Raw genomic sequence first — 25,674 nt, 5'->3', positions numbered from 1 at the left:
AAGGGCCCCCGCCGGTGCTCAGCCCTCGCCCGCCTCCAGCACGGCCATGGCAGCGTTGTGCCCCGGCACCCCGCTCACCCCGCCCCCGCGCACCGCACCCGCCCCGCACAGCAGGACGTTCGCGTGCCGGGTCTCCACTCCCCAGCGCCCGCTGTCCTCCTGGGCGTACGGCCAGGTCAGGTCGCGGTGGAAGATGTTGCCGCCGGGCAGGCGGAGGTCACGTTCCAGGTCGAGGGGGGTCTTCGCCTCGATGCATGGGCGCCCGTCGGCATCGGTGGCAAGGCAGTCCGCGAGGGGTTCGGCGAGGTGGGCGTCGAGCTGGGCGAGGGTGGATTTCAGCAGTTCGTCCCGTACGGCGTCGTTGTCACGCGCGAACAGTCGCGCGGGGGTGTGCAGGCCGAACAGGGTCAGCGTCTGACAGCCCTGCTCGACGAGGTCCGGGCCGAGGATCGTCGGGTCGGTGAGCGAGTGGCAGTAGATCTCCGACGGCGGCGCGGCGGGCAGTTCACCAGCTGACGCCTGGGCGTGAGCGGTGGCCAGTTGCTCGTACCCCTCGGCGATGTGGAAGGTCCCGGCGAACGCCTCGCGCGGGTCGACAGACGTGTCCTTGAGCCTCGGCAGCCGGGTGAGCAGCATGTTCACCTTGAGCTGGGCTCCCTCGGCGGGGCTCGACGGCGCGTCACCCGTCAGCGCGGCCAGTTCCTGCGGCGAGGCGTTCACCAGGACGTGCCGGGTGCCGACCGTGCCCTCCCCGTCGGCCGTCCGGTACGTCACCTCGGCGGCACGGCCGTCCGTGTCCACCCGTACGACCTCGTGGCCGGTGGCGAGCACGGCGCCCGCGTTCCGGGCGGCGCCGGCCAGCGCGTCCGTGAGGGCGCCCATGCCGCCCACGGGCACGTCCCAGGCCCCGGTGCCGCCGCCGATGACGTGGTAGAGGAAGCAGCGGTTCTGCCGCAGGGAGGGGTCGTGGGCGTCGGCGAAGGTCCCGATCAGGGCGTCCGTCAGGACCACACCGCGTACGAGGTCATCGGCGAAGTTCGCTTCGACGGCGGCGCCGATCGGCTCCTCGAAGAGGGTGCGCCAGGCGTACTCGTCGTCGACGCGGCGGCGGAGTTCGTCGCGGGTGGGCAGGGGCTCGGTCAGAGTGGGGAACACCCTTTCGGCGACGCGGCCGGTCATGCCGTAGAAACGCTGCCAGGACTCGTACTCGCCGTCCCCTCCGGTGAGGCGCGCGAAGGCCTCGCGGGTGCGGCGCCCACCGCCGCCGACGAGCAGTCCGGTGGCCCGGCCGTCCCGTTCCACGGGGGTGTACGAGGAGACGGTGCGCCCGCGCACCCGGAAGTCCAGGTCGAGATCGCGCACGATCTTCCGGGGCAGCAGGCTGACCAGGTAGGAGTAGCGCGACAGCCGGGCGTCGACCCCGGTGAACGGGCGGGTCGACACGGCGGCGCCGCCGGTGCCGGCCAGCCGTTCCAGGACCAGCACGGACTTCCCGGCGCGGGCCAGGTAGGCGGCGGCGACGAGGCCGTTGTGGCCGCCCCCGACGATCACCGTGTCGTATCGGTCCTGGCGGTCGGATCGGCCGGGTCGGGCGGGGCGCTCGGATGCGGGCATGGTTCTTCGTAACACGTGATGATCCACCCCGGCCAGAGCTGTACGGCCAAGGAGCCGCCGGGCGCTCGGGCCGGTCCGGCGGCCGGTGCCGGGAGACGCGGGCCATGGCATCCCCGACCTCAGCGGGCCCAGCGGCGGTGTCGTCGCTCGCCGACTCCTTGCTCGCTTCGCTCCGTCAGGGGACCCCGTCGACCCGCTCACGCCCCCGCATGAGACGCCGCGGCCTCCTTACCCGGCCCCGGGCACGAGCTAATGTCCGGACGCCCGCTGCTGCCGCAGTGCCGCCACCCTCCGGTACAGCTCGACGGCCTCCGCGCCGCGGCCGAGCTGCTCCAGGCAGTGGGCCTCGTCGTTGCGGCTGGCGAGGGTGTCGGGGTGGTCGGCGCCCAGCACCTGTTCGCGGGCGGTGGCGACCCGCCGGTACTCGGCCAGGGCGTCGGGCCAGCGGCCGAGCCAACCCAGGCCGACGGCCACCTCACGGCGGCTGACCAGCGTGTCCGGGTGGTCGGCGCCCAGGACCCGCTCGCGGATCACGCACACGTCGCGCGACTCGGCGAGCGCCTCCTCCCAGCGGTCGAGCCGGCCGAGGTTGACGCCGAGCCCGTGCCGGGCGCGCAGTGTCTCCGGGTGCGCGGGGCCGCCCACGCGAGTGCGGTCGTCGACCAGATCGCGGTACAGCTTGAGGGCCTCCGCGCTGCGGCCGAGCCGCCCAAGGCTGATGCCGACCTCGTAACGGGCGGCGAGCGTGTCGGGGTGATCGGGGCCGAGCGCCTCGGCGCGCGCCCCGGCGACCTCCTGGTACGTCCGCAGGGCCTCGGGCCAGCGCCCCAACTGGCCGAGCGCGTAGGCGACTTCGTACTGCGTGACCAGCGTGTCGGGATGGGCGGCGCCGAGCACCCGGGCGCGCGCGGTCGCCACCTCGCAGGCCATGCGGTACGAGTCCTCCAGGCGCCCCAGGCGGCTCAGGTTGAAGGCGAGGTTGTGGCGGCAGCGCAGGGTGTCCGGATGGTCGGGTCCCATGGTGCGCTCCCGGGCGGCCAGGACGGTCGTGTAGGCCTGGTGCGCCTCGAAGTGGCGGCCCAACTGCCCCAGGACGTACGCCATTTCCTGCCGGGCGGCCAGCGTGTCCGGGTGGTCGGCGCCGAGTACCCGCTCCCGTTCGCCGGCCACGTGGGTGTACTCGCGCAGGGCGTCGGCGGCGCGGCCGGTGCGGCTGAGGGTGAAGCCGACCTCGTAGCGGCTGGCGAGGGTCTCGGGGTGGGCGGGTCCGAGGATGTGCTCGCGTTCGGCGGCGACCGCGCGGTGCACCTCGCCCGCCTCGACCCAGCGACCGAGGCGCCCCAGGCTCAGGCCCGCGTTGTGCCGCCCGGACAGCGCGTTGAGCGCCTCGGGCGACGGGGCGGGCGGCAGCTGCGGTACGGGTTCCCCGGGGCGGCCCGCGACCGGGCGGGCGATCCAGTCGCCGGTGAGGCCGGCCGACGGGTCCGGCGGCGTGGTGCCCAGCCCGGCACCGGTCGCCTTGTGGCCGGTGGTCATGCCCCGGGTCCAGGACGGCAGCCGGGGCTCACGGGCGGCGGGCTCGGGGGGCCCGAACTGGGGCTGCGGGGTGACGACGGTCGGCACATACAGCGGCGTCGCCCGGCCCGCACTGATCCGGCGGGCCAACTCCCTTGCGTCGCGCGGGCGTTCATCCGGGAGCTTGGCGAGAAGGGCCAGGATGACCTGCTCCAGGAACTCGGGTACCTCGGAGCGGTGGCTGCGCGGCGGCTCGGGCGGGGTGTCGCGGTGTCCGATGAGCACCCCCCAGGCGTCGTCGAGATCGAACGGCGGTACCCCGGTGGACAGTTCGTACAACACACACCCGAAGGAGTACAGGTCGCTGCGCTGGTCGACCTCGCCGCCGCTGATCTGCTCCGGGGACATGTAGTGCGGGGTGCCCATCGCGATACCGGTGCCGGTGAGCCGGGAGGTGAAGCCGATGTCATGACCGAGGCGCGCTATGCCGAAGTCGCAGATCTTCACCGTACCGTCGGTCAACCGCATGATGTTCGCGGGCTTCAAGTCACGGTGGACGATGCCTTGTTGGTGGGTGTAGGCGAGGGCGGCGGCGACCTGGTCGGCGATGTCGACGACGTCCGGGACGGGCAGCGGATGATGCTTGTTGTCCTCCAGGAGCTGGCTCAGATTGCGCCCCTCCAGCAGCTCCATGACGAGATAGAGCACCCCGTCGGACTCGCCGAAGTCGTGCACGACGGTCACCCCGCGGTGCTGCAGCGCGGCGGCCACCCGCGCCTCGCGCCGAAACCGTTCCCGCAGGACACGGGTGAAGGAGTGGTCGTGGTGCGGCCCGAGCGGCTTCAGGCACTTCACGGCGACCTGCCGCCCCAGCGACTCATCGCGAGCACGCCACACTTCCCCCATGCCGCCGCGCCCGATCAGATCGATCAGCCGGTACCGGCTCTGGATCAGTCTGGTGTCCGCCATGTCCCGCTGCCGCCCCCGGTCCTGTTCGCCCTCCCCTGGCCCGTCCAGTATGGCGAGCTATCTTCCGAGTTTGTACGGCGCGGGGCGCGAGCCAGGGCCGAGCCGTGACATGGCCCGCAGGATGTGTTTGGGCGGGAGCTGCCAGCGAAGACGTGCGGGAACGCAGCGCAACAGGGTGCCGGTGGCACGCAACTGCCGGGTGACGGTGGCCGGTTCGGCTGCGGCTCTGCCGTACAGCTCGTGGGCGTACGGCGGCAGAGAGGCGTACGCCAGCTGCCCCACGCGCCGCCACACCACCTCACGCGCCGGGACGAGCAGCGGATGCGTCGGTGGACGGAGCAGGAAGTCGTCCACCTCGCGTGCCTCGGCTCCGACGGCCAGTTCGGGGCGGACCTGCTCGAAGTACGCGCGCAACTCGGCCTGGTTCGACGGTACGGCGTCGGGGTCGAGGCCCACCAGACGGGCGCTGACCAGGTGTTCGCGGATGTAGCGGTCGGCGTGGGCGTCGGTGATCGGGCAGCCGGAGCGGCGCAGGATGTGCAGATAGGAGTCGATCTCGGCGCAGTGCACCCACAGCAGCAGCCCGGGTTCGTCGACGCCGTACCGCTCCCCCGTGTCCGGGTCGACGGCGGACATCATGCGGTGGATCTTCCGCACCCGGGCGCCCGCCTTCTCGGCCGCGTCCGTGGTCCCGTAGGTCGTCGTGCCGACGAAGCTCGCGGTGCGCATCAGCCGGCCCCAGGCTTCCCTCCCGAAGTCCGAGTTCTGCGTGACCCCGCGCACCACACGCGGATGCAGCGCCTGGAAGTACAGCGCACGGACTCCGGCGACCCACATCATGGGGTCGCTGTGCAGCTGCCAGGTCACGGAGCGGGGGCCGAACAGTCCCGGGTCCGGATCACCTGCGCGAATGCCGTCCAAAAGACGCCTCCCTGACTTCAGTGACTTCAGTTGCCCTTCTCGGGCTCGGCCGCGGTGACATCGGCGGGGGTGTTGCGGAGCATCGCACGGTAGAGGGCGTCGTGTGCGGGCGAGGGGGGCAGGATGCCGCGGGCGGGCGCCTCGAGAGACTGGATGATCAGGGCGACGACACGGCGCCAGGCGTCGGGGGCGGCGGCGCCGGTGGCGTTGACGACGCCGGTGTTGGCCATGTGGATCAGTACCAGGTCGGAGGGGTCGAAGTCCTCGCGCAGCCGGCCCGTGGCCTTGGCCCGGCCGATGAGCCGCACCATGCCCTCGTACGCCTCGTTGCGGCGTTCCTCCATGGCCTTGGCGGTGGGGAAGGTCGTGGTCAGGACGTCGGCGAAGCCGTAGTCGGCCGCCTGCATCGCACAGGCGGTCTCGATGTAGCCGACGAAACCGTGCCAGGGGTCGGGGTCGTCGAGCGCGACGGCGACCGCGTCGGCGTAGGCGTCCATGCGGTCGGCGAAGACGGCGGCGACCAGCTCCTCCTTCGCTGGGAAGCGGCGGAACATGGTGGCGATGCCCACCCCTGCCTCACGGGCCACGGAGGCCATGGATGCGTTCAGCCCGTCGCGCGCGAACACCTTGCGCGCGGCGGCGATGATCCGCTCCCGGTTGCGCTCGGCGTCGCTGCGCAGCGGCTGGGCGGCGGGTTCGTCAGGGCGCTGGGCGCGAGGGGTCATACTCGCCAGTTTAGCAATCGGATTGATCTATCCAGTTCCCCTGGGAACCGTGACCACCAGCAACCGGAACACCTATCCGGTCGCCCGAGCACCTCATGACGTACGGCGACAGACCCCCTTGGCCCCTCGGGATCGCGGGACCGGTCGGGTACCAAGGGGTCCTGTCGCCGTCCACTACATGTTGATCATGTGGCCCGCGAGGCCGTGCACGGCCTCCTTGACGGCCTCACCCAGGGTGGGGTGGGCGTGGACGTTGCGGGCGACCTCGTGGACGGTGAGGTCCCACTGCTGGGCCAGGGTCAGCTCCGGCAGCAGTTCGGTGACGTCCGGGCCGATGAGATGGCCTCCGAGGAGCTCGCCGTACTTGGCGTCGCTGATCAGCTTCACGAAGCCGGTCGCGTCGCCCAGGCCATGAGCCTTGGCGTTCGCGGTGAACGGGAACTTGGCGACCTGGACGTCGAACCCCTTCTCCCGCGCCTGAGCCTCGGTGTAGCCGAAGCTGGCGATCTGGGGCTGGCAGAAAGTTGACCGCGGGATCATCACGTAGTCCAGCTCCATGGTCTCCGCACCCGCGAGCGTCTCCGCGGCGACCACGCCCATCGCCTCGGCGGCGTGCGCGAGCATCAGCTTCGCGGTGACGTCACCGATGGCGTAGATGTGCGGCACGGAGGTGCGGCAGCGGCCGTCGACGTCGATCGCGCCGCGCTCGGTGACCGTCACGCCCGTGTTCTCCAGGCCGTAACCGGTCACGTTCGGAGCGAAGCCGATCGCCTGCAGGACCTTGTCGGCCTCGAGGACCTGCTGGGCGCCGTCCGTGCCGGTGACGGTCACGCGCACCTGCGGACCGGACTCGTCGATGGACTCGACGCGGGTCGAGGTGAGTACGTCGATGCCCAACCGCCGGTACTGCTTGGCCAGTTCGGCGGAGACCTCGACGTCCTCCAGCGGCGCGACCCGATCCAGGAACTCGACGATCGTGACCTTCACACCGTAGTTGTGCAAGACGTACGCGAACTCGATGCCGATGGCGCCGGCGCCCGCGATGACGATCGACTGCGGCAGGTCCTCGGCGAGGATCTGCTCCTCGAACGTGACCACGCGCGCGCTGCGCTTGGTGCCGGGCAGCAGCTTGGGGGTGGCCCCGGCGGCGATGATGCAGTGGTCGAAGCCGATGGTGCGGGTGTTGCCGTCGTAGTCGGCCACCTGGAGTGTGTGCGGGTCGACGAACGTGCCGCGACCGCTGATTTCCGTGATCTTGTTCTTCTTCATCAGGAAGTGGACGCCCTTGACCCGCCCGTCCGCGACTTTCCGGCTACGGCGAAAGGCCTCCCCGTAGTCGAAGGAGACCTCGCCGTCGACCTTGATGCCGAAGGTCTTCGCCTCACGCGTAAAGACATGCGCCAGCTCTGCGTTGCGCAGCAGGGCCTTGGTCGGGATGCAGCCCACGTTCAGGCAGACGCCGCCCCAGTACTTCTCCTCGACGACAGCGACGCGCTTGCCCAGCTGGGCAGCCCGGATGGCGGCGACGTATCCGCCGGGGCCGGCGCCGAGTACGACGACGTCGAAGCGCTCATCCTGCTCGTCCATGGACGGTTCCTTTCCGCGAACAAAATCTGGTCATCAACTAAAACAGCGGCGCGTCCCGCCACCGCCCGATACAGAGGGCAAGGTCTATGCCCACGCGGCAATCATCGACGGCGGGCCGACGCCCCGTCGATTTCGTGTACTCCGGCCTCGGCGGCACCGAGCCTGAGGGTGTCGAGGCCCAGGGCCGCGACCGGCCCGTGAACGCCGGGCTTGAGGACGGCATCCGGCGCCGCCGCATGGACGGCGCCCCAGGCCAGGAGTGAGCCCGTCATCTCGTACGGATCCGGCCCGGTGAGGGCTGTCGTGGTCAGGGGTCGACCGTGGCCGTCCCGGGCGACGGCGATCACCAGGGAACGGCCGTCCAGGTCCGGTTCGCGGTGCGATCCGGGGAGCCGCTCGGACCATCGCGTCAACGCTGCCCGCACCTTCGCCGATCGCAGCAGGGGTGCCTGGAGCGTGGCGGCGATCTGTACCGGGCGGGTCCAGCGCCCGAGCCAGCCCAGACCCAGCTCGACGCTCTCCAACTGGCGGAAGACTTCCGGCAGGCCGAGGTGTTCCGTGCCCGGGACGGTCATGGTCGCGCGTTTCACGCCGGCGTGGCGGAAGGTGCGTATTCGCTTGGCCGCACGCTCGTCGACCAGATGGGGCGGGCTCCCGGGAGATGAGGGGCGGTAGGCGAACCCGTCCTCGGCCGCCGCGGCGACCAGCGTCTGCCTCGTTCCTCCCGTGGTCAGGGTGTAGGCGTCGCGCAGGGTGCTCCGGTAGAGCAGTTCGTCCCCGCGGCCCGAACGGGTGATGAAGTAGCCGATCTCGGCATGGCGTGCCTGCTCGCCCGCCTTGTCCACGGCCAGCGCACCGGCGAGGTTGCCCGGAACGTAGTCGTAGCCGAACGCGGGCACGAGGGTGGCTCCCCGCGCCGATGCGACGGAATCCAGCTCATGGAGGACACGGCGGGCGAAGGGTCCCTCCCCCGTGGAGTCGAAGTAGTGCGCCCCGGCCCGCGCGGCAGCCGTGACCGTGGCCATGCCGAGCTGCATGAACGGCCCGACCGTGGAGAGGAGCACGTCGCTGGGCTCCAGGAGGCGTGCGAGATCGGCCGCGGAGGTGACGTCGATCTCCGCCACCGGCAACTCCGCCTCGAAGCGGTCGGCCAGAGTCAGCATCCCGGCTCGGCTCCGCCCAGCCAGTGTCGGCTTCTCCCCCCGGGCGAGCAGTTCCCGAAGAACTCGCTGTCCGGTGTACCCGGTTGCGCCCAGCAACACGATCCTGCGCTTCTCCACGGCTCCGCCTGCCTTCCGGAGGGCATTGTCACGCGACCATCGACTGACCAGGAGTCATTCACTGACTCCAGGTCATCGAATATACGATGGTGCGCATGCGAGGGCCAAACCGACGACAGATGTATGCGGAGCAGACCCGGGCGGACCTGGTGGCGGCCGCGCGGAAGCTGTTTGTGGACAACGGGTTCGCGAAGACGTCGGTGGAGGCCATCACCGGGGCGGCGCTGGTGAGCAAGGGCACCTTTTACCACCACTTCCAGGACAAGAAAGCGATGTTCGCCGAGCTCTACACGGAGCTGATTCAGCAGGTCGGCGTCCTGGGAGACACAACGTCCGAGGCGATCCGCGCGACACCGGACCAGCCCGCCATGACCGCGGTGACCGGCCTCACGCACGCGTTCCTGCGTCGGACCATCGACGACCCCCTGCACCGTGAGCTGATGGCCCAGGCACCCTCGGTCCTGGGGGATCAGTACCGGCACATCAACGACACCGTCGCCCAGCCGCCGATCGAACGGCTGCTGGCCGTGCTGGCCGAACGCGGTGACCTGCAACCGGACGTTCCCGTCGCCACTGTCGCCCGGTTGCTGTTGGCCGGGCTGTGCGAGGGCAACCAGATCATCGCCGCGGCGGCGGATCGGGAGGATGCCCTGAACAGGACGTTCCATGCGATCACTCTGCTGATGTCGGGCCTGGCTGCCGATGGCATCAGCGCCCGCGGTTGACCTGCCCCCGGCGGCCTGATGGACGGCGTCGGCAGTTGGCTGCCCGCCCCGGCGGCCTGATGGACGGCGTCGGCAGTTGGCTGCCCGCCCCGGCGGCCATGGCCTGTCGCTACTCTGCCGCCTCGTCCTCGATGTCGCGAACCAGGTCGATGGCCCGGCCCAGGGTGGCGAGTCGGGCGTCGAGAGACTCTCCGGCGGGATAGAAGCGAACGGTGTCGACACCGGCGTCACGCCACACGCGCAGCCGCTCGCGCACCATGTCCTCGGTGCCGATCAGCGTGGTCCCGAGGACCATCTCGTCGGTGACCAGGTCGGCCGCGCCATCTCGGTCACCGGCCTGCCAGCGGGTCCGGACCTCGGCCGCCACCTCGGCCCAACCCTGGCGACTGTAGGCGTTGTTGTAGAAGTTCGTGGTCGTGGAACCCATGCCACCGAGGCTGAAGGCCAGTTCCTTCCTGCGTCCGGCCACCATCGCGCGCAGTGCGTCCTCGTCGTCCGCGAAGGCGACTTCGGCGCCCTGACAGATGTCGAGCTCGGCGCGGGTGCGACCGGCGGCGGCCAGGCCCTGGTCCAGGTGGTCGAAGTACGCCTCCTTGGCGCCCTCGGGCACGAAACTGGTGCCCAGCCAGCCGTCGGCGATCTCACCGGTCAGGTGCAGCATCTTCGGCGAAAGGGTCGCCAGGTAGACGGGGATGTCGAACTCGGCGCGCATCGACAGACGCATGGGCTTCGCCTCGCCGGGCAGCGGAATCCGGAACTCCCGCCCGGAATAGGAGATCTTCTCGCCCGAGGCGGCCTGGCGCACGATCTCGACGGTCTCGCGCATTCGTGACAGCGGCCGGGCGAAGGGCACGCCATGGAGTCCTTCGATCACCTGCGGTCCGGAAGGGCCCAGTCCGAGCAGGAAGCGCCCCTGGGAAATCTGCGACAAAGTGATCGCGGCGCGGGCGATGGCCATCGGCGTGCGGGTACCGAGCTGGATGATCCCGGATCCGAGAAGCATGCGCTCGGTCTTCGCGGCGAGATAGCCCAACGGCGAGGGCGCCTCGGAACCCCACGCCTCCGCCACCCAGCAGATGTCCAGACCGATTTTCTCCGCCTCGGTGACGTAGTCGACGATCTCCCGCCAGTCGGCTCCGGAGGCTTCGATCGTGGTCGAGGTGCGCATCAGAGGCTCGCCTCGCCCGAGGCCCCGGCACCTTCGGCCACCTTCTTGATCTCTTCGAGGGTGATCGTCATGTTGGCCTCGAACTCCCGCATACGTACGAAGACGATCTTCTGCTCCTTCTCCGGCATGCGATCGATGGCGAAGGACAGGCCCGAGCGGCCCGGCCCCATCTGCATCCACTGCCTGAGCAGAGTGCCGCCGTCCTGCGGCGCCAACGTGAACCGCCAGATCGCCGACGGGTGCTGCGGATCCTCGACCGCCCAGGCGAGCGTCCGTGACGGCTCGTACTCGACGATGTGGGACGTGGTGGCCCACTCCCCGAACGCCTCATGCTTGCTCCGGCCGATGAAGCGGGCTCCCGGAGCAGGGTCACTCCCGCCGTCCAGCCACTCGACCGACTGCAACTCGGAGCTCCAGCGCGGCATCAGCTCGATGTCGGCGACCAGGGCCCAGACCCGTGCCGGCGGGGCGGCAATCCAGGTATGGACCTCAACCGACGGCTTGTCCGCGTAGCACGCGCCCGTCCACTCCATGATCCTGCGGCCTCCCTGCCTGTAGCGATAACCCTCATCCGGGCACTGAGCAGTAAAGTTGCGTAGATAGACTTACTTGTCAAGGGAGAGCGCAGCCGCCACAGACCTCTTGGGTCAGCCCGCGAAACGCTCCCGCACATCCGGCCGCTCGGCCAGCTGCGGTGGATAGCCGGGGCCGATCCTGGCACGCGTGTTGTCCGCGGTCATCGGCTCGCCGCAGGCGGCACACACCACCTCGGCATGGGTCTCCTGGCCGCACACATCGTGGTGCATGGCCACCGGCGGACCCGCCTCACCGGCCAGCCAGCGGTCTCCCCACCGGTTCATCACCAGCAGCACGCCGTAGAAGTCGCGCCCCATGTCGGTGAGCACGTAGTCGTACCGAACCGGCTCCGTCTGGTACGGCCGCTTCTCCAGCAGCCCTTCCTCCACCAGTCGCCGCAGCCGGTCCGTCAGCGTGTTGCGGGCGATCCCCAGCGAGTCCTGGAACGCGTCGAACCGCCGGATCCCGTAGAACGCCTCACGCAGCACCAAGGGCGTCCACCAGTCACCGAGCAGATCCATGGTCCGCGCGATCGAGCAGGGCCACTGCGCAAAGGATGTCCGCCTCATGGCAGCCAGCATAGGTTCGTCCAGTCGTGAGACCCAGCAGGTACAGCGGCGACCGGTGTGCGTGATGTCTTGCGTTCCGTAAATAACGAATGAGCGCTTCAGCAAGCGGCCGAGCCGGCCGACAACAGCCGCATACCTGTGTCGCCGTCCCGCTGGACGGTCAACAAAGCGACAACAGCCGGCCGTTGAACACCTCCGCCGACAACACCGGCCTGCTGTCGCTGTCCCTCACCCATACCTGACGGGACGAGCCTCAAACTGCTGGTCGAGGAGTACGGCTACGACGCGGCGTCAACAACAAGAACGGCATCGACGTCTTCTTCGGCAACGTCGGGGGCGATCACCTGCAGGCGGCGATCGGCGCACTCAAGCTGCACGCTCGCGTCGTCCCGTGCGGGATGGTCTCCCAGCACAACGACGAGAAGGTCGTGGGGCCGCGCAACCTGCGGAACCTATTGGTGACGCGTTCGGACATCCTGTCGTTCATGTTCAGCGAGGAACTGGACATCCAGCCGGACTTCGTCCGCGAGGTCGGCGGCTGGCTCGCCGAGGGCAAGCTCCGCTACCGCGAGACGGTGCGGGAGGGCCTCGACAACACCCTGGACGCCTTCTTCGCGATGATGCGCGGCGAGAACATCGGAAAGATGATCGTCAAGCTCTGAGCCCACCTTCGCCCGGACCGTGACAGGGGCCTGCCGTGCGTACGGCAGGCCTCTTTCGCGCTCGTGGGCACGGTCGGCCCACCAGGAACGGGGACGCACTTTCCACGCTGAGCGCTTGCGCTCACGGACTCGACCCACTTAAAATTACGACCATACTTCAATGGCCTATCTCACCGGGACCCTCCATGGACCTCTCTGCCAGCACCGCCCTTGTCACCGGAGCCAATCGAGGCTTCGGCCGGGCCCTCGCCGCCGAACTGCTGAGCCGCGGCGCCACCGTCTACGCCGGCGCCCGCAACCCCGACCAGGTCGACCTGCCCGGCGCCAAGCCGATCGCGCTCGACATCACCGACCCCGCCTCCGTGGCGGCCGCCGCCAAGGCCACCGGCGATGTGACTGTCCTGGTCAACAACGCGGGGTCGTCCACCGGCGCGGACCTGCTCACCGCCGACCTGGACGACATCCGCCTGGAGATGGACACCCACTTCCTCGGCACCCTGTCGGTGACCCGCGCCTTCGCACCCCAGATCGCGGCCAACGGCGGCGGCGCGATCCTGAACATCCTGTCCGGCCTGTCCTGGGTCAGCTTCCCGGAGTTCGGTGCCTACTGCGCCGCCAAGTCCGCGGAGTGGTCGCTCACCAACGCCCTGCGCGTGCAGCTCGCCGACCGAGGCATTCGAGTGGCCGGCCTGCACGTCGGCTACATGGACACCGATATGGTCCGGGCCGTCACCTCGGCCAAGTCCGACCCCGCCGACATCGCCCGGATCGCCATCGACGGCATCGCCGCCGGCGCCTACGAGATCCTCGCGGACGACGCCGCCCGCCAGGCCCAGGCCGCACTGGCCGGAGGCGTCTCCGTGCTCTACCCGCAGCTCCCCTAAGGACAGCCGCCCGAGAATCCGCACCGAGCCGAGTCGATGCCGGTGCTCGCTGCCGCACGCCATGCCGTCGCCCGCGGCATCCACGTCCATTGATCCGTCGCCCAGTACGTCTGCGCAGGGAGCACCATGAAACAGCAACGCAAGCAACCGGCTCGGGGCGGCAGCGCCTTCTGGGCCGTGGCCATCACCAGCATGGCCGGATTCATCACCGCGCTCGACAACCTGATCGTCACCACCGCCCTCCCCTCCATCCGCGAGGACCTCGGTGGCGGGCTCGAAGACCTCGAATGGACGGTGAGCGCCTACACACTCACCTTCGCGGTCCTGCTCATGTTCGGCGCCTCCCTCGGCGACCGCTTCGGCCGCCGGAGACTGTTCGCCATCGGGCTCGGCATCTTCACGGCCGCCTCCGCCGCGGCCGCACTCGCACCGGGAATGGGTGAACTGATCGCCGCCCGTGCGGCGCAGGGCGTCGGAGCCGCGATCGTGACGCCCCTGACGCTCACCCTGCTGGCGGCCGCCGTCCCCGCCGAACGGCGCGGCGCGGCCCTGGGTGTCTGGGGCGCGGCCAGCGGCATAGCCGTCGCCACCGGACCCCTCATCGGCGGCACGCTCACCGAGCATCTCTCCTGGCAGTGGATCTTCTGGGTCAACGTCCCGCTCGGCATGGCGCTGATCCCGCTCGCCCTGCTGCGGCTGGACGAGAGCCACGGCCCGAACCCAAGCCTCGACCTCGTCGGAACAGTCCTGGCCAGCGGCGGCCTGTTCGGCATCGTCTACTCCCTGGTGCGCGGCAACGCCGACGGCTGGAGCAGCACCACGGTGCTGGGCGGCTTCTTCGCCGGTACCGCCCTGCTCGTCGGCTTCGTCCTGTACGAACTGCGCGCCAAGCACCCGATGCTGCCGATGCGCCTGTTCCGCCACCGCTCCTTCAGCGCCATCAACGCCGCCAGCCTGCTGATGTTGCTGGGCATGTTCGGGTCGATCTTCCTGCTCAGCCAGTACCTCCAGACCGTGGGCGGCTACTCACCCATGGAGGCCGGCGTGCGGATGCTGCCCTGGACCGCCATGCCCATGATCGCCGGACCACTGGCCGGAGCACTGTCCGACCGCATCGGCGGCGCTCCTGTCGTCACGGTGGGCATGGCCCTGAACGCGGTGGGCCTCGGGCTCTGGGCGCTGGCCGTCGAGCCGCAGGTGTCGTACACGCACCTGCTGCCCGCTCTGATCGTCTGCGGAATCGGCATGGGCATGTTCTTCGCGCCCAGCGCCAACCTCGTCATGAGCACCGTCCGCCCCGAGGAACAGGGCATCGCCTCCGGCGCCAACAACGCGATCCGTGAGGTCGGCGGCGCCATCGGCGTCGCGTCGCTGGCCGCGGTCTTCTCCGCCCAGGGCGGCTACGGATCCGCCTCTATGTTCGTGGACGGGCTGGTCCCTGCCCTCTGGGTCGGGGCGGGTGCGGTGGCCCTGGCCGCTGCCCTGGCCTTGCTGATGCCCTGGCAGCGCAAGGCCGACGGCCCGGCTGCCGGACTTGCCGCCGAAGATCCGACGGCCGGGGTCCCGGTCGCGACCTGAGCCCGTACAGAGGGCGCGGCCCAGCCGGTTTCGGCGGGGCCGCCCCCCGGTCTGTCCTGCCTTCCGGGTTCGGTCGCCGTGCGGTCGGTCAGCACACCCTGGTCGAGACCCTCGAACAGCGCGCCCAGGGCCGGCGCTCGACCGACTGATGAAGGGCGCCACTTCCGTCACCGTGGGGTGCTCACCTGGTTGGCTTTGCCTGCCAGGAACGGCCGCAGATGCGCCAGTAGCGCCTCTGGCTGCTCATCCGGGATGAAGTGACCGCACTCCGGGATCTCGGCAACGGTGACGTCGTTCGCGTAGGCCTGCCAGATCTCCAGCGTGGGCAGGCGGGCAGGCAGCCCTGCGGAACCCCACAGCGCCAGCACCGGCATGGTGAGACGGCGACCCTCGGCGGCGTCGATGTCATCGAGAGCCACGTCCTCGTCCATGGCCCGGTAGTCGTCGAGCCTCGCACGCAGAGCACCCGCGCGGCCGTGCTCAGCTCACTCGGCGGACCTCATACGAAAGGCGGGGCCAGGGACGCTCTCTATGTCCTCCGCGCGCACGGCGTGCCCCTGTTCGCAGCGGATCTCCGCGTCGACGTGCGCGCCGCAACCGCGGTGCCGGGTCAGTACGGCCGGGCCTTCCGGATCGGCGCGGTAGCGGTCACCCCACCGCAAAAGCCCCATCACAGCCGGGACCAGATCCACGCCCTTGGGCGTGATCACGTACTTCGGCCGGCTCCGCGAGCCCGGTTCCTTGTAGGTCTCGGTGGCCAGGATCCCTTCCTCGACGAGCATCCGAAGCCGTGCCGCGAGAAGGTTGCGAGGACAGCCGAGGACGCGTTCGAAGTCGTTGAAGCGGGATGAGCCGTACCAGACCTCGCGCAGGATCAGGATCGTCCACTTCTCGCCCACGACCTCAAGGGTCCGGGCGATCGAGCAGTTCGACATGTCCCGGTCGAGACGGGGGTCCATGCCGATGTCCTGAAGAGCTTCGGTCCTCGCATCCATGGGAGTGATTGTAACCTCACCTAAGTTTACTTTCCTATACTCAGAAAGTAGCTTCGTGACCAGCACATCAACCCGGTCGCACGCGAGAAGGGCAGCCGACATGAAGGCATTCATCGTCGAGAAGTACGGCAAGGACGGCGCGCGCGCCGCAGAGGTACCCGAGCCCACCGTCGGGGACCGTGACGTCCTGGTCAGAGTGAGCGCCGCCAGCATCAACCCGCTGGACAAAATGGTCCGCAACGGGGAGTTCAAGCAGCTCCTGAAGTACAAGCGTCCGTTCGTGCTCGGCCACGACGTGGCCGGCGTCGTGACCCGGGTCGGCTCCGCCGTACACGGCCTCGAAGTCGGCGACGAGGTCTACGCCCGTCCGCGCGACCTGCGGGTGGGAGGCTTCGCGGAGTACATCGCGATCGACGTGGACGACGTCGCACCCAAGCCCGCCTCACTCACCCTCCAGGAGGCAGCTGCGGTGCCGCTGGTGGCCCTGGCCGCCTGGCAGATCCTTGTCGACCGTGCCCATGTGCAGCCGGGCCAGAAGGTGCTCATCCACGCCGGTGCCGGTGGCCTCGGCTCGACGGTCATCCAGCTCGCCAAACACCTCGGCGCCACAGTGGCGACGACCACGGACACCAAGACCGAGAAGCTGGTCAGGAGCCTCGGCGCCGACGTCGTAGTCGACTACACCAAGGAGGACTTCTCAAAGGTGCTGTCCGGCTACGACCTGGTGCTGGACTCCCTGGGCGGGGCGAACCTCGAGAAGTCCCTGACAGTGCTGAAGCCCGGCGGCCTGGCCATCAGTGTCGTCGGCCCGCCCGACGCCGGGTTCGCCAAGCAGCTCGGCGCCCCCTCGTTCATGGGCCTGGTCATGAACACCCTCAGCCGCAAGATCCGTAAGCAGGCCAAGGCGCTGGGCGTGCGCTACCAGTTCTTCTTCATGCAGGCCAACGGCTCCCAGCTGCGCAAACTCGGTGCCCTCTACGACAGCGGGAAACTCCGCCCGGTCATCGACAGCACCTTCCCGTTCGACCAGACACTCGAGGCGATGGCGCACGTCGAGCAGGGCCGCACCAAGGCCGGCAAGGTCGTGGTCTCCATGGTGCCCGACAACGACTGAGACCGTCCCGGCCCCCGCCCCTCCCTCCGGCACGGTCACCGGAGGGGCGACGACACCGTCGGCGACCCACTGACGACATGGCCACGGAAAGCCGCCGATGCAGGCGTCTCGGTGCCATTCCACACGCCACATGTTCGCGGCACAGCGCGAGGCACGGCCCCAGACGGCCGTACAGGCTGTACCCGGCCGCGCCGAACTCCGGCAGATCGTTCCCCGCCAACGCGCGTACCAGGACGCGGCAACCTCGACGACCGTCGTGTTCTGTCGCCGTGGTCGACGGGATCGGACGCGGTACGGACGCGGCCAGACAGGCTTGCACCGACGGCGGCCCGGCTGTCGTGGACAGCATGGCCGAACGTCTGCCGCGGCAGTCTGCGGGGACCGGCGCTTCCGTCTCGTTGACCCGGCGCCCCTTCTGTACGACCGAACCCTTGCTCAAGGCGATGTCCTGCTGACGGCGGACATCCTCAGACCGGCGGCGTCCGTCCGCCGAGCGACGCCCGTTGCCAGTTGGGAGTTCGGTCCTTGTCGACCAGGGCCGCCCGGACGCCCTCCAGGAAGTCCGGCGTACGGACGGTCGTGCGCGTGAGGGCGAGTTCGGTGCCGAGGCACTCGCGCAACGTGTGCTGCCTGCCTCGGGCGAGCAGGGCGTGGGTGATCTCCAGGCTCTGCGGCGAGGCGGCCTCCAGGGCTGCCAGCGCGGACGCCGCCCAAGGGGTGTCGAGGCGGCGCAGGCGCTTCTCGATCTCGCCGAGGCTCGGCGCGCCGAACGCCCGGTCCACGTCTCCGCGTACCTCCGCCAGCCCGCTCTCGGCCACCGGGGAGTGGCCGGCAAGGCGGTTCAGCACCACGTCCACCGGGTCGTCGGGGCTGTCGGCCAGGGCATCCCCGACCGCATCGAGCCCGTCCGCGGGGACGAAGTGCGTGGCCAGCCCCGTGTACAGGGCGTCGGCTGCGTCCAGCCTGTGCCCGGTCAGTCCCAGGTACATGCCGATCGCGCCGGGCAGCCTCGGCAGGAAGTAGCTGGCTCCGACGTCCGGGAAGAACCCGATCCCGGTCTCGGGCATCGCCAGCACCGCGCGCTCGGTGACGACGCGGAAGCTGCCGTGGACGGACAGACCGAGGCCGCCGCCCATGCACAGGCCGTCGATGAGCGACACGACCGGGACGGGATACTCGGCGATCCGGGCGTTGAGCCGGTACTCGGAGGCGAAGAACCGCTCGCTGGCCTCGGCGTCCCCGGCGAGGCTGTGCTCACGGATCGTGCGGATGTCTCCACCTGCGCAGAACGCCTTCGCGCTGGTGCTGGCGATCACCACGGCGGACAACGGTATGTGCTCCCACGCGGCGAGCACACGGTCGATGGCGGCGACCATCCCTGTGGTCAGACACCCCATGTCGTTTGGTGTCAAGCTGCATGGGGTTCGGGGTGTGCGTGGTGCGACCAGGCGGTCGCTTCGTCGTAGAAGGTTCGGGTCTTGAGGCAGCCGTGGAGGATGCCGACGAGGCGGTTGCCGACCTGGCGTAGGGCGGGGTTGTAGCCGGCCTCGCGGGCGCGCTGCTTGTCGTAGTAGTGGCGGGCGCCGGGTGAGGCGCGCAGGGCGGAGAACGCCTGACGCTGGAGGGCGTCGGCGAGCCGGTTGTTGCGGATGTAGCGGGCCTGGACGGTGTGGCTCTTGCCGGAGGCGCGGGTGACGGGGCTGGTGCCGGCGTAGTTCTTGCGTGCCTTGGCGGACGCGTAGCGGGCGGGGTCGTCCCCGAACTCGGCGAGCACCCGCGCGCCGGTGATCACCCCGATGCCGGGCATCGAGAGGTAGATCTCAGCGTCCGGGTGCGCGAGAAAATGCGCCTTCACCTGCGCTTCCAGCTCGGTTATCTGCTCGTTCAGGGCGACCAGCAGCTTCGCGTGGGCGGTGGCGGTGGCCGCGTAGGCCGCGGTCACCGGCTCAGGCAGGCCGAGGTGCTGCTCGCGCATCGCGGTCTGGATCGTGGCGGCCTTGGCGCTCCGGTTGTGTCGGCGGTAGCGGGCCAGGACGACGGTGATCTGCGCGCAGGTCAGCTTCGCCGCTGCGGCGGGTGTAGGCGCCTTGATCAGTAGCTCCAGTGCGTCCGGGCTGGTCAGTTCCAGGTCCGCGTAAGCGTTCAGGGCGGCGGGAAAGTACTCGCGCAGCGTGTTGCGCAGCCGCTGGAAGGTACGGGTGCGTTCCCAGATGAGGGTCTGGTGGGCGCGGGCGACGACCTTGACGGCCTGGGCCTGTTCGCTGTCCCCGGCGACCGGCCGCAGCTGGTCGCGGTCGATGCGGACCATGTCGGCCAGCGCATGCGCGTCACCCTTGTCGCTCTTGGCGCCGGAGGTGCCGTACCGCTCCTTGAACCGCGCGGCCTGCCGGGGGTTGAGGGCGTAGACCTGGTAGCCGGAGGCGAGCAGGGCCTGTACCCAGGGGCCGCGGTCGGTCTCGATGCCGACGATCACATCGGTGGCATCGAGGTCGTCGCCGCCGTGCCTCGCGATGAGTTCGTGAAGCTTGGTGATGCCCTCCACGCCCTCGGGCAGTCTCGCGGCGGCCAGTTTGCGGCCGGTCGCGTCCTGGACCTCGACATCGTGGTGGTCCTCGGCCCAGTCGTCGCCGATGAGAATCAACTCGCCCTCCCGGTCAGGTAGTTCACTCGGGCAGCCTGCGGAAGACGCGGCACGCTCCCTAATGGATCCAGTGCTCACGCTCTGCTCGGCGGGCACGCCACCCCATCAGCGGTCTGGCCTTCCGGCCGACCGGCAGGGGCACGGTCTGACCACAGAAGTCGGATGCTTCCGGGCTTGTGAGTGCTCACCTGTCGGCGGCTACGGCACCGAGTCTCTCCGACCCGGCAGCTCCCATTAGGGCGTTGAGTGCCTTGGGCCGGTTCAGCAGGATGCGGCCGACGCCCCGGTGGACGTCGGCGAGAATCCCGACCGCACTGGGATCAGTCATGGGTCGTCATCTCGTCACCTCGTCGTCCGCGCGGATCTGGCTGCGTGGCCATCACGTTCCTCACTCGCCGGGTGTCAGGCGTAGATCTGTGCGTAGAGATCCTGGATCTCGTCCACGGTGGGTACGACGGGGTTGTTGGCCGGAGATCCGGACGCGAACGCCTGCTCGGCCATGAGGGGCGACAGGCGGAACCAGTCGTCGTTGTCGATGCCATGGGCTTGAGGTGTGGGCACCTCAAGATCCTGACACAGGGCGCGGAGCGCCTCCACGAGCTTATCGGCGGCCACGGCGTCGCTGTCACGGGCGGCGCAGGCCCACTCCTGCGACTGGTTTCCGTACCTGCGGCGTTCGTTCCCGGGTGGCTCGGGAGCATCAGCTCGCCCGAGATCAGCATCGCGAACGCCGACCTGACCGGACTGCCGCCCAGGATCGTCTACTACGGCGAGTACGAGACCCTCTCGGACGACGGCGCGCAGCTCGGACGCCGCCTCGCGGACTTCAAGGTCACCTCCGAGGTCCACTCGATGCCCGAGGGGCAGCACTCGTTCGTCCTGGGCGCGGGGCGCGTCCCCGAGGTGGACCAGGCCATCGGGCAGATGGGCCAGTGGCTCCGCAAGCACCTCGGCGCGTAAGCAGGGGCTGCACCTGAGAGCGGGTCCTGCCGACCAGGCCGCCGCACCACCGCGATGCCGGCGCCCGGTCCACGGTCTCCGGCATCCCGCTCGACCGTCCCGGCCCGCATGCGGTACTTGTGTCCGACACTGTTCCGCACGTATCAACACCACCGTCCCTTGATGTCACAAAGGAGTGCGCGATGGGAACGTACGAGGATGTCTTCCGCGCCAGTACCAAGGACCCGGAGAGCTTCTGGCTGAAGGCGGCCGAGGGCATCGACTGGGATGTCACTCCGCGACACGCCCTGGACTCCTCGGGCGCACCCTTCTATCGCTGGTTTCCCGACGGGCGGCTCAACGTCTGCTTCAACGCGCTCGACCGGCACGTCGAAGCCGGCCGCGGTGAACAGCCCGCGCTCGTCCACGACTCACCCGTGACCGGCACCCGGCGCACGTACACGTACACGCAGCTGAGGGACGAGGTGGCGGCCTTCGCCGGAGCACTCGCACAGCTCGGCGTGGGGCACGGCGACCGCGTGGTCATCTACATGCCGATGGTCCCCGAAGCCGCCGTCGCGATGCTGGCCTGCGCACGCATCGGCGCGGTCCACTCGGTCGTCTTCGGCGGGTTCGCCCCACGCGAACTCGCCCTCCGTATCGATGACGCGGCCCCCAAGGTGGTCGTCTCCGCCTCCTGCGGCATCGAGGGCAAGCGTGTCATCGCGTACAAGCCCCTGCTCGACCGGGCGATCGAACTCGCGGTCCACAAGCCGGAGAAGAGTGTGATCCTGCAACGCCCGCAGGAACAGGCGGAGTTGGGGCCCGACGATCTCGACTGGGCCGACCTGGTCGCCGTCGCACCCCCGGCCGCCTGCGTTCCCGTGCCCGCCACGGACCCCCTCTACATCCTCTACACGTCGGGAACGACCGGAAAACCCAAGGGAGTTGTGCGTGACTGCGGCGGCTACGCGGTCGCCTTGCACTGGTCGATGGGTGCCGTCTACGACGTTGGCCCGGGCGAGACAATGTTCACCGGCTCGGACGTCGGCTGGGTCGTCGGGCACTCGTACATCGTCTACGCGCCCCTGCTGGCCGGCGCCACGACGGTCCTGTACGAAGGCAAACCGGTCGGCACCCCGGACGCGGGCCAGTTCTGGCGCGTGGCCGCCGAGCACCGGGTCAAGACCATGTTCACGGCGCCCACCGCCTTCCGGGCCATCCGCAAGGAGGACCCAAAGGGAACGCTCACCGCGGAGTACGACCTGACCGGCCTGCGCCATCTCTTCCTCGCCGGCGAGCGCCTCGACCCCGAGACCTATCACTGGGCGAGCGCTCTGCTGGGCATCCCGGTGATCGACCACTGGTGGCAGACCGAGACCGGCTGGCCCATCGTCGCCAACCCCGTGGGCATCGAGACGGCCCCCCTCAAGCCCGGGTCTCCCACCCTCCCGCTGCCGGGATGGGACGTACGCGTCCTCGACGCCTCGGGCGAGCCGGTGCCCCCTGGCGTCGACGGTGCGATCGTCGTGAAGCTGCCCCTGCCCCCCGGCGCACTCCCCACTCTCTGGCAGGACGACGACCGCTACGTCGCCTCATATCTCTCCGCCTACGACGGCTACTACCTCACCGGCGACAGCGGCCACATCGACGACGACGGCTACGTCTTCGTCATGGGCCGCACCGACGACGTCATCAATGTCGCCGGACACCGGCTGTCCACCGGCAGCATGGAAGAGGCCCTGGCCGCCCATCCCGACGTGGCCGAATGCGCGGTCATCGGCGTCGCCGACGCGCTGAAGGGGCAGGTACCGCGCGGCTTCGTCGTCCTGAAGGCCGGCGTCGACCGCGAACCGGGCGAGGTCGAGGCCGAACTTGTCCAGCTCGTACGCGAACGCATCGGCGCCGTCGCCTCCCTCAAGGACGTCGCGGTCGTGGCCGCTCTGCCCAAGACCCGCTCGGGAAAGATCCTGCGCAAGACGATGCGCGGCATCGCGGACGGCCAGGACGAACCCATCCCCTCCACGGTGGACGACGCCGGCGTCATCGAGGTCCTGCGCCCTGTGCTCCGCCGTACTGGTCACACGCCGTGAAGGGTCGCCCGCCGCTCCTTGAGGCCTCGCCAACCCCGACGTCGTCGAGCGCACACGCACCGGCACGCCCCTGAACACCCCCGGCCCCGACACCTTCTACGGCGGCAGCGCAACCGCCAGCTACCCCACCCGCACTGCCGGACAAAGGGCAGCCCGGAGCCCGAGGGAACCACCGACTTCGGGCGCCTCGACACAGCTGCGGCGCACGACGGCCCGGCAACCCGAGCAATCAGGGGCCGCCACCGACGTGCGCCGCAGCAGTTTCACTTCGCACTCGGCGTTCTGCGCCGAGTGCGAAGGAGTCCGGCATCACTGCACAGGCACTGGTCGCCGCTTGCGTCAACCTTGGGAGGGCGGCGCCGGGAAGAGCATGCAGCTGCTGGTGGCGTGGGCGAGCAGGCGGTCCTTGGCGTCGACCAACTGGGCCTGGGCGAGGGCGGTTTGGCGGCCCTTGCTGACGACCGTGCCGATGGCGCGCACCGTGCCCGTCTCCACGGTGATCCGTCGCAGGAACTTCACCGTCAGATCGAGCGAGGTGTACGCCGTGCCCTGCGGGAGGACTGACTGGACTGCGCACCCCGCCGCCGAGTCGAGCAGGGTGGCGAAGATTCCGCCGTGCACGCTGCCGATCGGGTTGTAGTGCTCCTCCCCCGGCGTCAGGGAGAAGACCGCCCGCCCGGGCTCCACCTCATCCAGGGTGAAGTCCACGGAGTAGTTGATGGGCGGGCCCGGCAGTCGCCCCGCCTGCAGCTCGCGCAGGAAGTCGATACCGGCCATGCGCCCGGCGGCCTCCGCCAGGATCGCGGGATCTTCCCATTGATACGTACGTGTCCGTCCCACGGCCGAACGCCTTCCCTCTGACTTTTTCAAGTGAAGCTAGCCTCCCTGTCATCTGACTGTCAATGGCGAAGGCAGACCCTTACGATGGCGCCATGGAGTGGCTTGAGACGAGCACGGAGAACTGCCCCGTCCAGCGCACGCTCGACGTGATCGGGGAGAAATGGACACTGCTGATCCTGCGTGACGCTGTCAACGGAGTCCGCCGCTTCGACGACTTCCACCGCCACCTCGGCCTCTCGGAAGCCGTCCTCAGCAACCGCCTCCGCAAGCTGACCACGGCCGGCATCCTCAAGACCGCCCCCTACCAGGAACCCGGCAGCCGCCCCCGCAACGAATACCGCCTGACCCGAAAAGGCTGGGACCTGTGGCCGGTCCTCATGGCACTCACCCAGTGGGGCGAAACGTACGCACTCGGCCCCGAAGGGCCGGTACTGGACATCCGCCACACCGATTGCGACACCCCGGTCCGCGTCGTCGTCGAATGCTCCACCGAACACACCACCCTCACCCCCGCGGAAGTCACCGCCCGCCCGGGAACAGGCGCCCGCCCATGGACGTGAGTCAACGACCTCTCGGTCCGCACGACCACAGATCAGCAGCGAAAACACATGTCAATCATAATATTACACATGTCAGGCCATGTATTACGCTTGGATACGAGGCAACGGTCTGACGGAGCGAATGGAGGAAGCTCGTGGTGCGTTACGCCAAGGAGCACAAGCAGGTGACGCGGCAGCGCATCATCGAGAAGGCCGGCCACCGGTTCAAGCAGGACGGCATAGACGGCTCGGGCATCTCCACGCTGATGTCGGATGCAGGGCTCACCAATGGAGCCTTCTACGCCCACTTCGCCTCCAAGGACGACCTGGTCGCCCATGTCGTGGCCGACGAACTGCGCACGCAGGTCGCGAAGTACGACACCCTGCGGCCCGGCCGCGCGGGACTCGAGGACCTCATTCGCGAGTATCTGTCGCCCAAACATCGGGACCACCCCGGCCTCGGATGCCCTTCCGCCGCCCTGCTCGACGAGATCGGCCGCTGCGACGACGGGACCAAGCAGGCCTACACCGACGGCACGCGGAACGTCGTGGACGAGATCGCCGCCCGCTTGACGCCTGAGGATCCCAAGTCGGCTCGAGGTAAGGCCATCGGGCTCTTCACCATGATGGTGGGGACATTGCAACTGTCCCGCGCCCTCTCGGAGGGAAAGTTCGCCGATGAGGTCCTTGAGCAGGGAATCGAGAACGGTCTCGCATTCATGAGGTGAGGGGCCTTCAACGGGTGCTTCGAGCCGCCCGCCCAAAGGGCATCGCGGCTCTGAAGCAACGTCCTCAACCGAAGCGACGACCATCCTTCACGCGTACTACCGTTCGAGAAACTCGAGAGCAGTCTCCACGAACTGCTGGTGGAACTGGAAGATGCCACCGTGCCCGGCGTCGGGGTAGATCACCAACTCGGCGTTCGGCAGTCGTCGCGCCAGGTCGGCAGAGTTCTTCGACGGGACCATCCTGTCGGCGTCACCGTTTGCGACGAGCACGGGCTGGCGGACGACTGAGAGATCCTGTGGCTTCTCCAGGCCCCAGCGGTGAATGGCCTTGAGCTGGTTGTTGTACGCAATGGGGGACATCGCCTTGTCCCGGTCGACAGTCCGCTCCTTCAGGCGGGCCAGGAACTCCTTGCCGGCCCGACGCCCGCCCGCGGTGCGGGTGAAGAAGAGGAACTGCTTCGGGTCCTGGAAGGTGAGCAGGGCCCGGGCGGTGTCGAGGTGGGACAGCACCGTCACGTTCTTGATGCCCTCGCCACCCGCAGGACCGGTGCCGCTGAGGATCAGCTTGCGGACGAGCTGCGGGTCGGTCTGCACGATCACCTGGGCGATCATGCCGCCCATCGAGAAGCCGTGGATGTCGACGCGCTCCAGCCCGAGAGCCCGGATGAAGGTGACGGCATCCTTCGCCATCTCCTGGATGGTGCGCGGGGGCGAACCGGTGGAAGTGCCGACACCTCTGTTGTCGAACGTGATGACCCGGCGCTTGGCGGCGATGCCGTCGACGACCCGCGGGTCCCAGTTGTCCAGGACCCCGTAGAGATGGTTGAGAAAGACCACCGGGACACCGGACCGGGGACCGAGCTCACGGTAGGAGAAAGTCACTCCCCCGGCGGTGATGGTGCGGGTCTGCGCGTTCTTGTACGACGTCACGACGTCGCCTCGTACTTCCTGTGAGTCGTTCACGGTCGTGCCCTTCGGCATGGGGTTTCTGCGAGGGCGTCGACCCCTCTTC

General features: G+C 69.3%; 26 protein-coding genes. 9 read left to right on the top strand and 17 right to left on the bottom strand.

Going from position 1 to position 25,674, the window contains the following annotated elements:
* Positions 1-18: 18 nt before the first annotated feature.
* The 6 genes from OG734_RS45125 to OG734_RS45100 form a co-directional block, all read right to left on the bottom strand.
* Positions 19-1,614 carry a phytoene desaturase family protein gene (locus tag OG734_RS45125; protein ID WP_330293176.1) on the bottom strand — a complete coding sequence of 532 codons (1,596 nt, stop codon included), beginning with the start codon at positions 1,612-1,614 and terminating at the stop codon, positions 19-21.
* A gap of 249 nt (positions 1,615-1,863) precedes the next feature.
* Positions 1,864-4,098, bottom strand: coding sequence for a serine/threonine-protein kinase (locus OG734_RS45120; RefSeq protein WP_330293175.1), 2,235 nt, complete (start codon positions 4,096-4,098; stop codon positions 1,864-1,866).
* Between the two features lie 57 nt (positions 4,099-4,155).
* A complete protein-coding gene (locus OG734_RS45115; protein ID WP_330293174.1) occupies positions 4,156-5,019 on the bottom strand; it encodes an oxygenase MpaB family protein in 864 nt (287 codons plus the stop codon).
* A gap of 26 nt (positions 5,020-5,045) precedes the next feature.
* The gene (locus OG734_RS45110) at positions 5,046-5,744 is read right to left on the bottom strand and encodes a TetR/AcrR family transcriptional regulator (protein WP_330293173.1); all 699 of its coding nucleotides are present in this window, start codon (positions 5,742-5,744) and stop codon (positions 5,046-5,048) included.
* A 174-nt stretch (positions 5,745-5,918) separates the two neighbouring features.
* The gene (gene lpdA / locus OG734_RS45105; RefSeq protein WP_330293172.1) at positions 5,919-7,331 is read right to left on the bottom strand and encodes a dihydrolipoyl dehydrogenase; all 1,413 of its coding nucleotides are present in this window, start codon (positions 7,329-7,331) and stop codon (positions 5,919-5,921) included.
* 101 nt (positions 7,332-7,432) lie between these two features.
* Positions 7,433-8,593 (bottom strand): saccharopine dehydrogenase NADP-binding domain-containing protein, encoded by a 1,161-nt coding sequence (locus OG734_RS45100; protein ID WP_330294020.1) that lies wholly within the window; start codon positions 8,591-8,593, stop codon positions 7,433-7,435.
* Positions 8,594-8,706: 113 nt separating this feature from the next.
* Between OG734_RS45100 and OG734_RS45095 the strand changes: the two genes are divergently transcribed.
* On the top strand, positions 8,707-9,336 hold the full coding sequence (locus OG734_RS45095; RefSeq protein WP_330293171.1) for a TetR/AcrR family transcriptional regulator: 630 nt from the start codon (positions 8,707-8,709) through the stop codon (positions 9,334-9,336).
* A 109-nt stretch (positions 9,337-9,445) separates the two neighbouring features.
* Here OG734_RS45095 and OG734_RS45090 read toward each other — a convergent pair whose 3' ends face one another.
* The 3 genes from OG734_RS45090 to OG734_RS45080 form a co-directional block, all read right to left on the bottom strand.
* Complete coding sequence (locus OG734_RS45090) at positions 9,446-10,504, bottom strand: LLM class flavin-dependent oxidoreductase (RefSeq protein WP_330293170.1); 1,059 nt, start codon at positions 10,502-10,504, stop codon at positions 9,446-9,448.
* Positions 10,504-11,037: an SRPBCC family protein gene (locus tag OG734_RS45085; protein ID WP_330293169.1), complete on the bottom strand. Its 534-nt coding sequence runs from the start codon at positions 11,035-11,037 to the stop codon at positions 10,504-10,506. Before OG734_RS45085 ends, OG734_RS45090 begins: the two co-directional genes overlap by 1 nt.
* Positions 11,038-11,151: 114 nt before the next feature.
* A complete protein-coding gene (locus OG734_RS45080; protein ID WP_330293168.1) occupies positions 11,152-11,649 on the bottom strand; it encodes a winged helix-turn-helix transcriptional regulator in 498 nt (165 codons plus the stop codon).
* A 308-nt stretch (positions 11,650-11,957) separates the two neighbouring features.
* Here OG734_RS45080 and OG734_RS45075 point away from each other — a divergent pair, with 308 nt between their 5' ends.
* The 3 genes from OG734_RS45075 (at position 11,958) to OG734_RS45065 (ending at position 14,773) form a co-directional block, all read left to right on the top strand.
* The gene (locus tag OG734_RS45075; protein ID WP_330294019.1) at positions 11,958-12,311 is read left to right on the top strand and encodes a zinc-binding dehydrogenase; all 354 of its coding nucleotides are present in this window, start codon (positions 11,958-11,960) and stop codon (positions 12,309-12,311) included.
* A gap of 185 nt (positions 12,312-12,496) precedes the next feature.
* Complete coding sequence (locus tag OG734_RS45070; protein ID WP_330293167.1) at positions 12,497-13,195, top strand: SDR family oxidoreductase; 699 nt, start codon at positions 12,497-12,499, stop codon at positions 13,193-13,195.
* A 126-nt stretch (positions 13,196-13,321) separates the two neighbouring features.
* Entirely contained in the window at positions 13,322-14,773 is a 1,452-nt protein-coding gene (locus OG734_RS45065) for a DHA2 family efflux MFS transporter permease subunit (protein ID WP_330293166.1), read from the top strand.
* A 167-nt stretch (positions 14,774-14,940) separates the two neighbouring features.
* On the opposite strand, the gene OG734_RS45060 is transcribed toward OG734_RS45065, so the two are convergent.
* Both OG734_RS45060 and OG734_RS45055 read right to left on the bottom strand, forming a co-directional pair.
* Positions 14,941-15,204, bottom strand: a complete 264-nt coding sequence (locus OG734_RS45060; RefSeq protein ID WP_330293165.1) for an alpha/beta fold hydrolase — start codon at positions 15,202-15,204, stop codon at positions 14,941-14,943.
* Positions 15,205-15,258: 54 nt separating this feature from the next.
* Positions 15,259-15,768 carry a winged helix-turn-helix transcriptional regulator gene (locus OG734_RS45055; protein WP_330293164.1) on the bottom strand — a complete coding sequence of 170 codons (510 nt, stop codon included), beginning with the start codon at positions 15,766-15,768 and terminating at the stop codon, positions 15,259-15,261.
* A gap of 100 nt (positions 15,769-15,868) precedes the next feature.
* On the opposite strand from OG734_RS45055, the gene OG734_RS45050 reads away from it, so the two are divergent.
* Positions 15,869-16,882 carry an NADP-dependent oxidoreductase gene (locus OG734_RS45050; protein WP_330293163.1) on the top strand — a complete coding sequence of 338 codons (1,014 nt, stop codon included), beginning with the start codon at positions 15,869-15,871 and terminating at the stop codon, positions 16,880-16,882.
* A gap of 467 nt (positions 16,883-17,349) precedes the next feature.
* On the opposite strand, the gene OG734_RS45045 is transcribed toward OG734_RS45050, so the two are convergent.
* The 4 genes from OG734_RS45045 to OG734_RS45030 all read right to left on the bottom strand — a co-directional run bounded on the left by OG734_RS45045 (position 17,350) and on the right by OG734_RS45030 (position 20,084).
* Positions 17,350-18,279 (bottom strand): enoyl-CoA hydratase/isomerase family protein, encoded by a 930-nt coding sequence (locus OG734_RS45045; protein WP_330293162.1) that lies wholly within the window; start codon positions 18,277-18,279, stop codon positions 17,350-17,352.
* A gap of 11 nt (positions 18,280-18,290) precedes the next feature.
* Positions 18,291-19,523 (bottom strand): IS110 family transposase, encoded by a 1,233-nt coding sequence (locus OG734_RS45040; RefSeq protein WP_330288851.1) that lies wholly within the window; start codon positions 19,521-19,523, stop codon positions 18,291-18,293.
* A 184-nt stretch (positions 19,524-19,707) separates the two neighbouring features.
* Complete coding sequence (locus tag OG734_RS45035) at positions 19,708-19,851, bottom strand: hypothetical protein (protein WP_330293161.1); 144 nt, start codon at positions 19,849-19,851, stop codon at positions 19,708-19,710.
* Between the two features lie 74 nt (positions 19,852-19,925).
* On the bottom strand, positions 19,926-20,084 hold the full coding sequence (locus tag OG734_RS45030; protein WP_443065043.1) for a hypothetical protein: 159 nt from the start codon (positions 20,082-20,084) through the stop codon (positions 19,926-19,928).
* Between OG734_RS45030 and OG734_RS45025 the strand changes: the two genes are divergently transcribed.
* On the top strand, positions 20,070-20,483 hold the full coding sequence (locus OG734_RS45025; RefSeq protein WP_330293159.1) for an alpha/beta hydrolase: 414 nt from the start codon (positions 20,070-20,072) through the stop codon (positions 20,481-20,483). The two genes, OG734_RS45030 and OG734_RS45025, sit on opposite strands and share 15 nt — an antisense overlap.
* 182 nt (positions 20,484-20,665) lie before the next feature.
* Complete coding sequence (locus tag OG734_RS45020; RefSeq protein WP_330293158.1) at positions 20,666-22,555, top strand: AMP-binding protein; 1,890 nt, start codon at positions 20,666-20,668, stop codon at positions 22,553-22,555.
* A gap of 339 nt (positions 22,556-22,894) precedes the next feature.
* On the opposite strand, the gene OG734_RS45015 is transcribed toward OG734_RS45020, so the two are convergent.
* Entirely contained in the window at positions 22,895-23,395 is a 501-nt protein-coding gene (locus tag OG734_RS45015) for a PaaI family thioesterase (protein ID WP_330293157.1), read from the bottom strand.
* Between the two features lie 92 nt (positions 23,396-23,487).
* On the opposite strand from OG734_RS45015, the gene OG734_RS45010 reads away from it, so the two are divergent.
* Complete coding sequence (locus OG734_RS45010; protein ID WP_330293156.1) at positions 23,488-23,955, top strand: winged helix-turn-helix transcriptional regulator; 468 nt, start codon at positions 23,488-23,490, stop codon at positions 23,953-23,955.
* Positions 23,956-24,089: 134 nt separating this feature from the next.
* Entirely contained in the window at positions 24,090-24,662 is a 573-nt protein-coding gene (locus OG734_RS45005; RefSeq protein ID WP_330293155.1) for a TetR/AcrR family transcriptional regulator, read from the top strand.
* Between the two features lie 96 nt (positions 24,663-24,758).
* On the opposite strand, the gene OG734_RS45000 is transcribed toward OG734_RS45005, so the two are convergent.
* The gene (locus tag OG734_RS45000; RefSeq protein ID WP_330293154.1) at positions 24,759-25,625 is read right to left on the bottom strand and encodes an alpha/beta fold hydrolase; all 867 of its coding nucleotides are present in this window, start codon (positions 25,623-25,625) and stop codon (positions 24,759-24,761) included.
* Positions 25,626-25,674: the final 49 nt, after the last annotated feature.

The organism is Streptomyces sp. NBC_00576, assembly GCF_036345175.1.
Classification (GTDB): Bacteria; Actinomycetota; Actinomycetes; order Streptomycetales; family Streptomycetaceae; genus Streptomyces.
This window is presented reverse-complemented; position numbering and strand designations above follow the sequence as displayed.

Coding starts and splice junctions, on each gene's coding strand:
- OG734_RS45125 (WP_330293176.1), bottom strand. CDS start 1,614: ATGCCCGCATCCGAGCGCCCCGCCCGACCCGGCCGATCCGACCGCCAG.
- OG734_RS45120 (WP_330293175.1), bottom strand. CDS start 4,098: ATGGCGGACACCAGACTGATCCAGAGCCGGTACCGGCTGATCGATCTG.
- OG734_RS45110 (WP_330293173.1), bottom strand. CDS start 5,744: ATGACCCCTCGCGCCCAGCGCCCTGACGAACCCGCCGCCCAGCCGCTG.
- lpdA (WP_330293172.1), bottom strand. CDS start 7,331: ATGGACGAGCAGGATGAGCGCTTCGACGTCGTCGTACTCGGCGCCGGC.
- OG734_RS45095 (WP_330293171.1), top strand. CDS start 8,707: ATGCGAGGGCCAAACCGACGACAGATGTATGCGGAGCAGACCCGGGCG.
- OG734_RS45090 (WP_330293170.1), bottom strand. CDS start 10,504: ATGCGCACCTCGACCACGATCGAAGCCTCCGGAGCCGACTGGCGGGAG.
- OG734_RS45085 (WP_330293169.1), bottom strand. CDS start 11,037: ATGGAGTGGACGGGCGCGTGCTACGCGGACAAGCCGTCGGTTGAGGTC.
- OG734_RS45080 (WP_330293168.1), bottom strand. CDS start 11,649: ATGAGGCGGACATCCTTTGCGCAGTGGCCCTGCTCGATCGCGCGGACC.
- OG734_RS45070 (WP_330293167.1), top strand. CDS start 12,497: ATGGACCTCTCTGCCAGCACCGCCCTTGTCACCGGAGCCAATCGAGGC.
- OG734_RS45065 (WP_330293166.1), top strand. CDS start 13,322: ATGAAACAGCAACGCAAGCAACCGGCTCGGGGCGGCAGCGCCTTCTGG.
- OG734_RS45060 (WP_330293165.1), bottom strand. CDS start 15,204: ATGGACGAGGACGTGGCTCTCGATGACATCGACGCCGCCGAGGGTCGC.
- OG734_RS45055 (WP_330293164.1), bottom strand. CDS start 15,768: ATGGATGCGAGGACCGAAGCTCTTCAGGACATCGGCATGGACCCCCGT.
- OG734_RS45050 (WP_330293163.1), top strand. CDS start 15,869: ATGAAGGCATTCATCGTCGAGAAGTACGGCAAGGACGGCGCGCGCGCC.
- OG734_RS45045 (WP_330293162.1), bottom strand. CDS start 18,279: ATGGGGTGTCTGACCACAGGGATGGTCGCCGCCATCGACCGTGTGCTC.
- OG734_RS45035 (WP_330293161.1), bottom strand. CDS start 19,851: ATGACTGATCCCAGTGCGGTCGGGATTCTCGCCGACGTCCACCGGGGC.
- OG734_RS45020 (WP_330293158.1), top strand. CDS start 20,666: ATGGGAACGTACGAGGATGTCTTCCGCGCCAGTACCAAGGACCCGGAG.
- OG734_RS45010 (WP_330293156.1), top strand. CDS start 23,488: ATGGAGTGGCTTGAGACGAGCACGGAGAACTGCCCCGTCCAGCGCACG.